11 protein-coding genes are annotated in these 14,019 nt (G+C 39.4%); all 11 read right to left on the bottom strand.

Annotated features, from left to right (window positions below; all coding sequences use genetic code 11):
- Positions 1-2: 2 nt before the first annotated feature.
- The 11 genes from carB to EO113_RS07110 all read right to left on the bottom strand — a co-directional run bounded on the left by carB (position 3) and on the right by EO113_RS07110 (position 14,015).
- A complete protein-coding gene (gene carB, locus EO113_RS07060; protein WP_370466911.1) occupies positions 3-3,200 on the bottom strand; it encodes a carbamoyl-phosphate synthase large subunit in 3,198 nt (1,065 codons plus the stop codon).
- A 2-nt stretch (positions 3,201-3,202) separates the two neighbouring features.
- Positions 3,203-4,270, bottom strand: coding sequence for a glutamine-hydrolyzing carbamoyl-phosphate synthase small subunit (gene carA, locus EO113_RS07065; protein WP_062401985.1), 1,068 nt, complete (start codon positions 4,268-4,270; stop codon positions 3,203-3,205).
- Positions 4,267-5,556, bottom strand: a complete 1,290-nt coding sequence (locus tag EO113_RS07070; RefSeq protein WP_009353651.1) for a dihydroorotase — start codon at positions 5,554-5,556, stop codon at positions 4,267-4,269. Before EO113_RS07070 ends, carA begins: the two co-directional genes overlap by 4 nt.
- Positions 5,540-6,490 carry an aspartate carbamoyltransferase catalytic subunit gene (locus EO113_RS07075; RefSeq protein ID WP_127135958.1) on the bottom strand — a complete coding sequence of 317 codons (951 nt, stop codon included), beginning with the start codon at positions 6,488-6,490 and terminating at the stop codon, positions 5,540-5,542. Before EO113_RS07075 ends, EO113_RS07070 begins: the two co-directional genes overlap by 17 nt.
- Before the next feature lie 374 nt (positions 6,491-6,864).
- On the bottom strand, positions 6,865-7,377 hold the full coding sequence (locus EO113_RS07080) for a flavodoxin family protein (protein ID WP_009353675.1): 513 nt from the start codon (positions 7,375-7,377) through the stop codon (positions 6,865-6,867).
- Positions 7,378-7,695: 318 nt separating this feature from the next.
- Entirely contained in the window at positions 7,696-9,456 is a 1,761-nt protein-coding gene (hutW, locus tag EO113_RS07085) for a heme anaerobic degradation radical SAM methyltransferase ChuW/HutW (protein ID WP_127061200.1), read from the bottom strand.
- A 33-nt stretch (positions 9,457-9,489) separates the two neighbouring features.
- Complete coding sequence (locus EO113_RS07090; RefSeq protein ID WP_009353703.1) at positions 9,490-10,263, bottom strand: energy transducer TonB; 774 nt, start codon at positions 10,261-10,263, stop codon at positions 9,490-9,492.
- Positions 10,264-10,275: 12 nt separating this feature from the next.
- On the bottom strand, positions 10,276-10,671 hold the full coding sequence (locus tag EO113_RS07095; protein ID WP_009353705.1) for a biopolymer transporter ExbD: 396 nt from the start codon (positions 10,669-10,671) through the stop codon (positions 10,276-10,278).
- Entirely contained in the window at positions 10,658-11,293 is a 636-nt protein-coding gene (locus EO113_RS07100; RefSeq protein WP_009353689.1) for a MotA/TolQ/ExbB proton channel family protein, read from the bottom strand. Before EO113_RS07100 ends, EO113_RS07095 begins: the two co-directional genes overlap by 14 nt.
- 92 nt (positions 11,294-11,385) lie before the next feature.
- On the bottom strand, positions 11,386-12,387 hold the full coding sequence (locus tag EO113_RS07105; RefSeq protein ID WP_164726347.1) for an AraC family transcriptional regulator: 1,002 nt from the start codon (positions 12,385-12,387) through the stop codon (positions 11,386-11,388).
- Between the two features lie 290 nt (positions 12,388-12,677).
- Positions 12,678-14,015 (bottom strand): hypothetical protein, encoded by a 1,338-nt coding sequence (locus EO113_RS07110; RefSeq protein ID WP_127135921.1) that lies wholly within the window; start codon positions 14,013-14,015, stop codon positions 12,678-12,680.
- Positions 14,016-14,019: the final 4 nt, after the last annotated feature.

Raw genomic sequence — 14,019 nt, forward strand, 5'->3', positions numbered from 1 at the left:
GATTACTCCATTTCATAATCTTGCACTGCATCCACTGTAATAGCATCACCTGCGGTAGCTCGACTAGCTACAACATGTAATACTTCACGAGCTGTATCCAAAGATGTTAAGCATGGTACACCCATTTCTACAGCTAAACGACGCAATTGGAATCCCTCTCGTTCTGGTTGTTTACCATAGGTTAGGGTATTTAGCATCAAATCTACTTTACCTTCACGAATAGCATCTGCACAGTTTGGACTACCTTCAGATAGCTTATTCACTATAGTGCAATCTACACCGTGTTCTGTGAAATAACGACCAGTACCACCTGTAGCTTGAATATGGTACCCCAATTCGATAAAACCTTTTGCCAAACGGGCTGCTTCTTCTTTATCACGATCGGCTACGGTCATCAAAATATTGCCTTTATCTGGAATGCGCATATTGGCTCCGTGAATCGCTTTGAACAAGGCATCTGCATAAGTACGGCCAATTCCCATTACTTCTCCAGTAGATTTCATTTCTGGTCCTAGTGCAATTTCTGCCAACCCCATTTTTGAGAAGGAGAATACTGGTGCTTTTACAGCCACATGTGGACGGGCTGGCACTAATCCAGTTGGTAATCCCAAGCTTTCCAAGGTTTCTCCTAAAGCAATTCGTGTTGCATACTCCACCATGTTGATACCGGTTACTTTACTAATGAAAGGCACTGTACGGCTAGAACGAGGGTTTACTTCGATAACATGTAACTCATCATTGACCACAATATATTGGATATTGAGTACCCCTTTTACCTGCAAACCTTGAGCAATGCGACGAGTATAGTCTACAATTTGATTCGTCAACTCTTCCGACAAATGTTGTGCTGGATATACCGCAATAGAATCACCAGAGTGTACCCCTGCTCGTTCCACTTGTTCCATAATACCCGGAATGCATACATCGATACCATCAGAAATCGCATCTACCTCTACTTCCATGCCTACCATGTAACGGTCGATTAAGACAGGGTGGTCTTTTGAAGCTACTACGGCTTCTTTCATATAACGATCTAATTCTTGGTCATTATATACAATTTCCATAGCACGGCCACCTAGTACATAAGACGGACGGACAATCAATGGATATTGTAAGCGTTTAGCTGCTTCTAAGGCTTCTTCATCGCTAGTCACCAACGCCCCCACTGGCCGTGGAATTTCTAATTTTGCCAGTAATGCATCGAAACGTTCACGGTCTTCTGCCATATCAATGCTATCCACTGAGGTACCTAGAATGTTTACACCCCGTGCGGCTAAAGGCCCCGCTAAGTTAATTGCTGTTTGTCCACCGAACTGAGCAATAACCCCTACTGGATTCTCCTTGCGGATAATTTCCATCACATCATCTACTGTCAACGGTTCAAAGTACAAGCTATCAGATGTATCAAAATCTGTACTTACTGTCTCTGGGTTATTGTTAATAATGATGGATTTCATGCCCGCTTTACGCAATGCCCAAGAGGAATGAACAGAGCAATAATCAAATTCTACCCCTTGTCCGATACGAATTGGACCGGAACCAAGAACGATAACGCTGTTTTCACCACGTGGTACTACTTCATCTTCTGTGGCATAGGCACTGTAATAATATGGTGTGTGCGCTTCAAATTCTGCGGCACAGGTATCTACGTATTTATAGGTTGGATGAATATTCCATTCATTGCGTTTTGCCAACACTTCTTCAGCACTACAATTTGCATATCTAGCAATGACTTGGTCTGGGAAAGAGTAACGCTTCGCAGTTTTTAAATTTGCTTCTGTTACACCATTAGTAGCCAAATCTTTTTCTACTAATACAATATTTTTAATTTTATTGATGAAGAAAGAGTTAATTTTTGTAATGTAGCAAATTTTTTCTACACTAATACCCACACGAAGAGCTTGAGCGATGACATAGAGACGTTCATCATCCACTAATTGTAATCGTTCAATCAGTTGCTCAGGCGTTTCATGAGCAATCTTTTTCAGTTCAATATGATCTAACCCAATTTCTAGAGAACGAATGGCTTTTAATAGAGAACCTTCTAAGGTTCTGTCGATAGCCATAACTTCGCCAGTGGCTTTCATTTGTGTTCCCAACGTACGATCCGCCAAATTAAATTTTTCAAATGGCCAACGAGGAAATTTTGTTACCACATAGTCCAAGGATGGTTCAAAGCACGCTTTAGTTTCCCCTGTAACGGCATTTGTAATTTCATCTAAGGTCATGCCGATAGCAACCTTAGCTGCTACCTTAGCAATAGGATATCCCGTTGCCTTAGAAGCTAATGCAGAAGAACGAGACACGCGAGGATTTACTTCGATAACATAGTATTGATTGCTATATGGATCCAAGGCATATTGCACATTGCAACCGCCTTCAATTTTAAGATAGCGAATAATATCCACAGAGGCAGTACGCAACATTTGGTATTGTGTATCATTCAAGGTTTGAGATGGTGCTACTACCACCGAATCACCTGTATGCACCCCTACTGGATCGATGTTTTCCATATTACATACAATGATACAGTTATCTGCGCGGTCACGCATCACTTCGTATTCGATTTCTTTCCAACCAGCTACGGATCGTTCTACAAGAATTTGATGGATTGGACTAAGCTTGATGCCACGAAGAGCAATCATGTACATTTCTTCTTCGTTATGAGCAATACCGCCGCCTGTGCCACCTAGTGTATAAGCAGGGCGGATGATGATAGGGTATCCAATACGATTAGCAAATTCTACCGCTTCTGTTACATCACTAAAAATATCAGATTCTGGCACAGGTTGGTTGATGCGTTTCATTGCCTCTTTAAACAATTCACGGTCTTCCGCTTGTTTGATAGCCTCTAACGTAGTCCCTAGAAGTTTCACATTGTACTCCTTAAGGACTCCTGCCTCTGACAGTTCTACCGCCATATTAAGGCCAACTTGTCCACCTAATGTGGCTAACACACCATATGGGCGTTCTTTACGGATAATTTCTGTAACAAACTCCAAAGAAATTGGCTCAATATAGACGCGGTCCGCAATATCACGGTCTGTCATGATGGTAGCCGGATTAGAGTTCACTAATACAACTTCATAACCTTCTTCACGAAGAGATTGACAAGCCTGTGTGCCTGCATAATCAAACTCAGCTGCCTGCCCGATAATAATTGGACCAGAACCAATTACAAGAACTTTTTTCTTTTCCATCATTAACCTCTTCTCATCAATGTTTTAAAACGTTCAAACAAATATACATTATCAGTCGGGCCCGGAGATGCTTCTGGGTGATATTGTACCGACATAATCGGCAATTCATTATGCACTAATCCTTCTACAGTACCATCATTCACACTGCGATGGGATACGCGCAATCCAGAACCCTCTAGGCTTGCTTCATCAACTGCATAACCATGATTTTGAGAGGTAATATGAACACGATTCGTATCTAAATCTTTTACTGGATGGTTAGATCCACGATGACCAAAACGCAACTTATACGTTTCACCACCAAATGCACGAGCAATCAGTTGATGTCCCATGCAAATACCAAAAATAGGTTTTTGGCCTACTAATTTTTTTATTTCTTCAACAATTTCAGGTACGTCTTTCGGGTCTCCCGGTCCATTGGACAAGAAGATTCCATCAGGATTGCAAGCCATCACTGTTTCAGCTTTTGTATGAGCTGGGAAAATTGTCAATCGACACCCTTCGTTTTCCAAAGATTGAAGAATATTTTCTTTCACACCAAAATCGTACACGGCTACATGAAACTCAGCTGTATCTTGACCACGGCGACCTTCCCATTTTGTGGTAACACGCATAATGTGATCTGTCGCTAGTGGTTGCGCTAATAAAGCATCGATTTTCTCTTGTGGTGTATCTGTTGGGCAAATAACCCCTTTCATCACGCCATGGCTGCGGATAGCACGTGTAATTGCACGTGTATCCACATTGTATAAACATGGAATACCATGGCTTCTCATATATTCCTCAAATGTCCCCTCATTTTGCCAATTACTAGGGAACGTACACAATTCTCCTACAATCATTGCCTTGCAATAGGGCTTAGAAGATTGATCTACCTCACGTGTGACACCATAATTGCCTACTAATGGGTAAGTTAAAGTAATAATTTGATCTGCATATGACGGATCTGTTAAAATCTCTTGATATCCCGTCATCCCTGTATTAAACACTACTTCGCCAACGATTGGCATGCCCCCCAGCAATGTGCCCTCAAAGATAGTTCCATTTTCTAATACCAGTTTTCCTGTCACCCGATTACAACCCCGTCTTTCATTACAACTTGTCCATCTACTACTGTTAATTTTGCTTTACCAGTGACTGTCATACCATCAAATGGACATGATTTACCACGAGTGTAGAATTTATTTCTATCTACAGTCCAAGTTTCATCTAAAGAAAGGACTGAGATATCCGCAGGTTTTCCTACTTCAAGTACGCCTCCGTCTACTCCGATTAATTGAGCTGGTTTAGTACTCATTAAATTGATGATTTCATCAATTGTGAGGATACCTGTTTTTAATACATGTGTAATTACTGCCGCAAAGGATGTTTCCAATCCTGTGAAACCATTCGCTGCACAGCAGAATTCCACATCTTTTTCTTCGTACGCATGTGGTGCATGGTCCGTAATTATTGCATCAATTGTGCCATCTTGTAATGCTTCTAACAACGCTTGGCGATGATCTTCAGAACGAATTGGCGGAGCCATTTTAAAGTCTGGATTATAATCTCGTAAATATTCATCTGTGAATACTAAATGTTGGCTTGTTACTTCACAAGTTACTTTGATTCCTTTTGCTTTCGCACGGCGTACTTGATCGACAGCTTCTTTTGTACTCACATGTGCAATATGGATATGTCCACCAGTCATTTCTGCTAGCATAATATCACGAGCTACCGCTAAATCTTCTGCCACAGCTGGGCGACCTTTTACACCCATTTCATAGGAAACGATACCTTCATGCATGTGACCTTCACAAGTTAAGCTACATTCTTCTGCATGGTCTACAACCATTTTTCCAAACATGGATGAATATTCTAAAGCACGACGCATGAAAGCAGCACTTTCTACATAATGTCCGTCATCGGAGAAACCTACTACACCAGCTTCTGCCATATCACCCATTTCTGCAAGTTCTTTTCCTTGCAAGCCTTTAGACACAGCGCCCATAAAATCTACTTTTACTACCCCTGTCAATTCAGCTTGTTTACGCAATCCACGTACTAGTGGAGCATTATCCACAACAGGGTTTGTATTTGCCATAGTTACAACACGTGTAAATCCACCTGCTGCTGCCGCTTGCGTACCACTGTGAAAGTCTTCTTTTGCTTCTTGACCTGGTTCACGCAAATGCGTGTGAATGTCAATTAATCCAGGAGCTACGATAAGACCTGTTGCATCGTATACCTCTGCTTGATTCGCTTGTAAATTTTGTCCAATTGCTGCAATTACACCATTTTCTACAAGAATATCTGCTACTTCATGTTGTCCTTTTGCCGGGTTAACTACCGTACCATTTTTAATCAGCAAGCTCACTACCGTCACCTCCGATAATTGTTAAGTATAAAATCGCCATACGGATGGCTACACCATTACGCACCTGTTCTTGGATTACTGATGCATCACCATACGCCACATCTGGCGCAATTTCAAGACCTCTATTCATTGGTCCTGGGTGCAATACTAATACATCATCTTTTGCATTTTCTAACACAGATTTATTAATACCAAAGATACGTGCATATTCACGATTACTTGGGTATAACGCGGAGTGAATCCGTTCTAATTGGATACGCAATACGTTTACCACATCTGCATCTTTCACAGCTTCACGTACATCATGATGAACTGTAACACCCAATTTTTCTAGTTCTGGGTATACTAACGTACGTGGACCAGCTAGATGCACGTCAGCACCCATTGTTTTTAATCCATAAATATTGGAGCGCGCTACACGGCTGTGCATGATATCGCCTATGATAACTACTTTTAAACCTTCTAATATAGGTTTATGTTCTAAGATAGAGTACATATCTAATAAGGCTTGTGTTGGATGTTCATGAGCTCCATCTCCAGCATTGATAATAATTGGATCCACACATTTAGTGGCATATAAAGGAGCTCCTTCTTCACTAGAGCGCATTACGATGGCGTCTGTTCCCATATAAGACATCGTTAATAATGTGTCACGGAAACTTTCCCCTTTTGCCATAGAGCTACCGCTCTTGGAAATGTTGATGACATCAGCCCCTAAATATTTACCTGCTAACTCAAAAGAACTTCTTGTACGTGTACTATTCTCCATAAACAAGTTAATAATAGATTTGCCTTTTAATAATGGATGTTTCTTATTGTCCGATAAAACAATTTTTTTCATTTTTTTAGCTACACGTAAAATGAGTTCAATTTCTTCTTTTGACCGACCTTGCAGTCCTAATAGGTGCTTACCTTTTAAGCTGATTTCTCCCATCATAGCCTCCTTTGTAGTACTTCTATTACACGCAAAAAGACCCCTTGCCGTAAGGCAAGAGGTCGCATAGTTATAGTGATTCTATTATAGAGTACACCTATAGATTATAGGTAAAGTACTCCTACTACGTTCCCTTACTAGCCTCACAGGACTAATTTAAAAGGTTCAAATTACGCTCTTCGGTCTCTCGTACCGATTCATTAAGCTTATAAGTATTATAAAGCAAGGACACTTATACGTCAAGAGATTTATTTACATTTTATACTATCTATACACATACTAGCATGTTATCTTCGTAAATGAAAAAAACTGCCATTTCTGGCAGTCTTTTTCGGAGTGTTATTATATTGCAACCTATTACATAGGTAGAAAACTTATAATTTAGCAATAACTTCTTCAACAAATGCTTTTGCATTAGCTAAGTCGTTTTCATCTGGATGAGATGCAGCTTGTGCATGACGTGCATCACGTTCAGGGCTTTTACCATGGTTATGTCCTTCTGGGAACATTTTGTACATCATTTCGATTACTTTCGGATCTACTTTACCTTGGCATTTGAAGTAACCTACTGGTGTTTGACCATTTGGTAACAATTTCGCAGCTGCTTCTACAGTTTCTTGTGCATGAGGAGATACTGGAGGGACCCCTAAAGTACAGAATAAAGCTACTTTTTCATTTGTGATTTCTTTAAGTACTGCTTGTGCCGCTTTATCAGCGTTACCTTGGTCTGCCCAGAAACCCATAAATACTACATCGTAAGATGCTAAATCAGCTGGAACTTCTTTCACAGATACACATGGTGTACCAGCAGGCAAAGCACTTGCCATAGCTTCTGCTACTAATTTTGTATTGCCTGTACGGCTTGAGTAAACTACGATTGCTTTCATTCATTTTCCACACTTCTAGGAAGTGCGCTCCTTTTACATAACATATAAATACTATAAATAGTATATCATTATTTTTGTATCTAACATTGTAGCCTAAGGCACAATGTTCATTTATCAGATATACATCCGCAGGCATTGCCTGCGGATACTGCACTCTCATTACTGAAGTGATTTTAAACGTACTATAGTATGATGCAGCCTACCAACTTTGACCTGGTATACCTGATTCCACTCTATGAGTGGCTATAGAACTATTACAGGAAACTATATTGTTTGGTTTGGTAAGGTGTGTAGGAGTTCACCTGTAATAGATACTACCTAAATATTTTTCTTAAATGGACTATGTCCTACTGTGCCATGAGCACGTGTAGTTTCCATATCTGTAGGATGCCCTTTTGGAATGCCCGCTGGATGTCCACCTGCTCCATGTGGATGCTTAGGTACACCTGCTGGATGTCCTCCCATTGGTACTCCTTCTGGATGCCCTTTTGGGATACCTGCTGGATGTCCGCCTGCCCCATGTGGGTGTTTCACCACGCCCGCTGGATGTCCTCCCATTGGTACTCCTTCTGGATGTCCTTTTGGAACACCTGCTGGATGACCGCCTGCTCCCTGTGGATGTTTCGCCACACCTTCAGGATGACCACCACCTACATGTGGATGATCTTTTGGTCTACCACCATGGTTTTGAGCCGCAATATTTTCATGTAACAATGTGCTTTCACCCGTTAAGATGTACTGAACACATTCAATAACGGTTTGTGTAATATTGACATTCCAGAATCCACCAGCCGTTGTTAAGCGATATAATACGCCATTATATTCCATCAAACCACGAGTTACCCAAGTATCAAGCAACCAACGTAAGTCCTCTAATTTTGAATCCATTTCGATCAAAGTGTCTAGATTTAAAACACCTCGTTCCAAGGAACTGATTACATAATTAGAGAATTCTTGTAGTTCAGATTGTTTCATGAGAACCATAAATGGTTTTTTACCTTCTTCTACAAGAGCCTCATATGGAGGCAATACACGGTGTAACATTGTCATGTATCCACCTAAATTACCACCAGCACCACAACCAAATGGATACATTGGGTATCCCGCTTTCGCCATAGTGTTGTACATTGAGCGTTCACGCGGTGCACGGCTCCAATGAGCTGCACTTAAACGTGTAAAATCACGTTTCATCAAGTATTTTACAGCTGCCTCATACATTAATGCTTGTTCTTTAGTGGTAGCTGCTGGGCTTACTTTGCCGCGTTCAATTAAGCTTTGTAAATCACTATTTTCAAAAACATTTAATTGATACAAATCCATACCATCTGCTGCGGATTGTTCAAGAAGTTTTAAGTCTTCCATCCACACATCCATCGTTTGATCTGGTAAACCATAGATTAAATCCACAATTACAGAACATTGTTGGTATGCTTTTAATTGTTCTAATCGAGACAACACTGTATCTTGATCATCTAAACGTCCCAATTGACGTCGTACGTGAGTATGGAAAGACTGTACCCCTAAGGACATACGGTTGACACCGTGGCTCATCCATACATCCATTTTTTCAGGCACCAAGTCGTGAATACGACCTTCTAATGTCAACTCATAGTCATTGGCCAACGGGAAATATTCTTGGATGGCAGACAACATGCGTTTTGCATTATTAGCAGATAATGATGTTGGCGTACCACCACCAATAAAGATAGTGTGAATCAAACCATCACGGAACCGCGGTTGATCGGCAGCCATTTGCATTTCTTTCAATAACATATCTACATATTTATCTTCTGCATCTTGATTCGTAGCATGTTGATAGAATCCGCAATAGGTACATTTAGTTTGACAGAATGGAATATGAATATATGCCGTTTGCATTTGCCCTGGAACAGGCGGTTGTTGCATTAATTCATTCCATACACGTTGTGCCTCATCCTTTTCTAAAGGACGACCACTTAGACCAGCATGTACCGCACGTTTGCTTGTAAAAGCATGCGTCAACGGCGTTGCCGTATCAAAACCAAGTTGAATATTACGTTGTTCCTCCGACATGGAGTCAAATAAACTTTTTAAATCCATAATTCCTCCTGAATTATTTCTTGTGCCTTTGCACTAGTCACCATTCAAAGTGTAGTACACTGTGAATGTATTTGATACTGATGAGCCACTACCATTTGGATAATTGCCTATGCCATAGACAACATCTTGGGTATGACTGTTTAAAATACCAGGTCCGCCACCTGCCGAAACAGAGGCTATATTACCGCTCGCATCAATGGTTACGCTAACTGTAACACTACCTTGTAAGTTACGTTTTACTGCCATTGCAGGGTACGTACCTTGTGCTTGGGCTTGTACAGTAGCCACAAATCCTGCCCAGTCAAACGGTGCATTACCAGATGTAGTACCTACACCATCTCCATTACCTCCGCCACTGCCAGAGCCAGATCCACCACCGCTACCAGAGCCGTTACCGCTACCATCGCCAGTACCGTTTCCTGTTCCGTTACCGCCACCAGATCCACCACCAGTACCTTGGTTTGTAGATGTTCCATCACTTGCACCTGTCGCTGCGTTGGTAGATGTTGGCACATTCACAGCATCATCAACTGGCACCGGAGATGATAAACTTTGTTGCGCTGCTTGTACTTTAGCTTGTACAACTTCTTGTGAAAGTGGTTGAGGGAAAGATACCCCGCCGCCACCGCCACCGCCACCTGCGGATGCTTTTAAATCGTCGGAAATAGACATGTCAATTTCAAAAGCATTTTCGGTTTGTTTATGCTCTACTACGGATACTAAAGCAATACCTAACACAACAGCTAGGACAATGTGGATTACAACAGAGATTATGTAGGATTTTTTCCAGGAAATATATTGTTCCATGTGTCATCCTTTCTAGCTAGCAGCAATTGAGAACTTCTTAACCCCAATCGTTTTTAGCATATCCATAATGGCAACCACGAATCCATGTTGCGTATTTTTATCTGCTTGTAATAGTACCGCTGTATTTGGATTTTCTCCAATTTTGCTTGTAATATAGTTACGAGCTTCATCGATACTATATGGTTTAGAGTCAATCAAGATATGTCCTTCTTTATCCAATGTAAGAATGATAGGACTTTGTTTGACTTGTGTTGCTGATTGTGCTTGCGGTAATTGTACACCCAAGGACTTTTGTGCCACCGTTTCAATACTGTTCATCATGAAGAAAACCAGTAAGAAGAAAATGATATCGATCATTGGCACAATCATGAACTCAGGTTTCATTTTTAATCGACTATTTTGAAACATGAGAATCACTCCATTGTTCTTTCATACCATTTAATAACACTACAGATAAAGTTTCTGTATCATTGATAATTGCATCCATACGATGACTGAAGTATGTGTACACACAGAATGATAAGATAGCCACTAACAAACCAGTTGCTGTGGCAATCAAGGCTTCACCAACGCCGCCAGAAATAGCGGATGCACCAGCACCATTATCCAATACACTGAACGTGCCAATCATACCAGATACTGTACCTAATAAACCTAATAATGGAGAAATTGTTACGATAGCGCTTAAGTAGTCCAAATGAATTTTTAAATGAGAGGCTTCAATCATCATTTGTTCGGAAAACGCATTTTTCATACTTGTTTCGTTTTTGGAGTATGTTAATCCTGCATTCAAGATACGACCAGTTGCCGTTTGATTTGCCTCACATAACTCTTTCGCTTTTTTCCAATCATTATCTTTTATTGCAAAATACACATCATGACTAAATTCCTTTAGCAATGCAGTATTAGCTTTGAAATACGTATAACGCTCAATTCCAATTGCGATCACAATGATTGACAAAATAACCAATGGATACATTACTAATCCACCGCTGTTAAATAAATGTACAATGTATAAAAGGCTGTCCATATTATTACCTCCATTAAAAAAATATGATAATTTTTATCAGCTTATACTTATAATATCAAATTTAATAATTTCAAATCTACTCTAAATAGCTTCTACTTAATCCATTCCGACATTTTATTTATTTTCCTATATTCACTAGGTTTATGTCCCATAATAACCCGAAATGCTTCTGCAAACTTACTAGCATTTTCATAGCCATATCGGTTAGCTATGCTGAGAATACTATCATCTGTATTAGTTAAATCCTTTGCCGCCTCCTTTATCCGCATGTGCTTAATATATTGATGAATGCTACTACCATAAATCCCTTTGAAACATTTTTTCAATGCTGTCGGTGCTAATCCATATGTTTTTGCCAACTCTTCAATAGTCGGTTTTTTGTGCAAATTTTTCATCAAAAATTCGTGCATACGTTTCACACTTTCCACATGTTTTCGTTCAAAATATGGCATACAGCAATCATTATCTGATGCGATGGTACTTAATAACAATATAATTTCCATACATTTTAATTGAAATATGTGTGGCATCACTTCATTAGGAAGATCATATAAACTTTTAAAAATTTCACTAAGCCTAGATTCCCTACGACATACGAAACCAAATTCAAATTCATTACAAAACCGGTTACATATATCACGAAGATTAATCCGATCATGTCCTACAAACTTATTCACCATCTCTTGAGCTTTGGGAATATAAATGGATAAATTAATACCCTTGTAATAAGAGGTAGGAAACTTTGTGGAATGTACATAACTAGGTGACTCTTTCCACCCTACAGAAATATCATTTTCATCCATATATAAGACCTTGCCATTATCAAAGGCACATTCAATGCGCCCTTCTTTACAATAATGAATTTCAAACATACCTTTTAAGGGTTTTGCATGGTGGCAGATTTCTTTCATGGTCACCTCTTGGAATGTTAATTCTACCCCACTGAACACAAGATAACTATGCATCTTGGCCTTGCCTTGGGGCGTATTCATTTCATAGATGGTTCCATGTTCCATCTCTGTACTAGATAGCAAATCTAAATCCATCACCTTTGGTTTAAACTTTTCTACAGTATGTATACTATTTTGATTCATATTTTCTCCTCTAAAAAAGCCCATTTGCTGTCTCATACGACTAACAAATGGGCCTCTTTTGCCGAATTACATCGCCTACTTTAATCTGAGTATCATTTCTAACACTCATTATATTTATAAATAGCAATGATTGTCAATATAAACTTTGTCTATCTAGATTATTTTAAATTAAATAGTGAAATTTCAATTTGCATAGTTTCGCATATTAATAGGAATAATTGTTCATATAAAATAATTTATATTCAGTTTAATTCAAGATATCTTTTTAGATTATTTATATAAAAACTTGATTATTTTCCCAAAATTTTATTCACTAAATTAGTAATATACTGCGATGTCTTACCATCTGTATTCTCATGTTCCGAAATTTGTGGAATCAACAAAAATCTAACAGGCAAATTCGACGCCCCTGGTGACATGTATTCTAATAGTAAATCTTCTGGTCTATCAAATACATCTAATAGCTGTGTGTCATAAATAGTTTCATGTCCCAAATACGGACCTTTTACAGGCACATCATAGGTGCGTACACCTTTAGAAGATGTAATCCTGAATGTGCCACTAAAAGCACCACCTAATGGATTAAAATACAAGGCATAGGGAGTGTTTCCTTCTGTGCGTAACACATATACATTAGAAATACCATAATTACCTTTGTTTTTCACCAGCTTATTGTTACTAGTCTCATCAACACCACTAATAAAGGCATCTTCTCGATCATTTGCAATTTCAAAACTAGCTGGACCTGCCTCACTATTAAACTGCGGTTCCACCACATGGAATCGACGCATTCCTTCATAAGTACCCCGTAACTCTACTTCATCTATAGGATGAATTGGCAATAAAGGCAAGCCATACGTAACTGTTGACTTAGGTTCCATCACCGCCACAGATGCATATACTGGTTCCGTAGTAGAAAAATCGATAATACCACTGAATAAATCATCTTGCTTCATCAGTACTTTTTCCAACTCAGTAAAAATAGGTCGTACTTCCCCAGGGCGTAATACAAATTCTGTACCACTAGTATTGTGTGATACTAATGAAATAGTTCTTGATGTAGTATCCTTTTTAATTGCCTCTTCAATTTTTTTTGCCTTTAATTTCTTCGATTGTGCAAGACTCTCTTTTTCTTTTTTAATTTCTTGTTGTAATCCTTTAGAACGAACAGGAATCGTTACACCTTCATTCGCCCAAGCACCTAAATCTAATGCAGTACTATTCACTTCTTTTTTCGAAAGCTCTCGTCCCACTTTAAAATAGTCAGGACTTGGTTTCGCATAGATAGCTCGTTCAATCTCTACAAATGCTGGAGCATTTCCTTTATTTTCCAATAAAATACCTACTTTCATAGGTTCTGTTCGTTCGTTCACATGATAAAAGTAAATACGACTTTTCCCATGAAGTGTACCTGCCCCTACAATCCCAGGCTCTTTCACATATTCTGGGCTATCGGACAATAATAAAGTATCTATCTCTTTAACAGTTTTTACCTCTAAGGGTGTAAATGTATACTCATCAATATTTACCGTTCTCGGTGCTTGTCCATACGTAGTGCCTAGCCCAAGTACTGTTAAAATGCTCCCTAATAACCATTGTTTCCATTGTATTCGATTCATTAATTTCATACTA

This window comes from Veillonella sp. 3913, from assembly GCF_003992235.1.
Lineage (GTDB): Bacteria > Bacillota > Negativicutes > Veillonellales > Veillonellaceae > F0422.

Bases quoted from the DNA above. Each gene is read 5' to 3' on its own strand.
- carB (WP_370466911.1), bottom strand. From the start codon at position 3,200: ATGGAAAAGAAAAAAGTTCTTGTAATTGGTTCTGGTCCAATTATTATC.
- EO113_RS07075 (WP_127135958.1), bottom strand. From the start codon at position 6,490: ATGGGAGAAATCAGCTTAAAAGGTAAGCACCTATTAGGACTGCAAGGT.
- EO113_RS07080 (WP_009353675.1), bottom strand. From the start codon at position 7,377: ATGAAAGCAATCGTAGTTTACTCAAGCCGTACAGGCAATACAAAATTA.
- hutW (WP_127061200.1), bottom strand. From the start codon at position 9,456: ATGGATTTAAAAAGTTTATTTGACTCCATGTCGGAGGAACAACGTAAT.
- EO113_RS07090 (WP_009353703.1), bottom strand. From the start codon at position 10,263: ATGGAACAATATATTTCCTGGAAAAAATCCTACATAATCTCTGTTGTA.
- EO113_RS07095 (WP_009353705.1), bottom strand. From the start codon at position 10,671: ATGTTTCAAAATAGTCGATTAAAAATGAAACCTGAGTTCATGATTGTG.
- EO113_RS07100 (WP_009353689.1), bottom strand. From the start codon at position 11,293: ATGGACAGCCTTTTATACATTGTACATTTATTTAACAGCGGTGGATTA.
- EO113_RS07105 (WP_164726347.1), bottom strand. From the start codon at position 12,387: ATGAATCAAAATAGTATACATACTGTAGAAAAGTTTAAACCAAAGGTG.
- EO113_RS07110 (WP_127135921.1), bottom strand. From the start codon at position 14,015: ATGAAATTAATGAATCGAATACAATGGAAACAATGGTTATTAGGGAGC.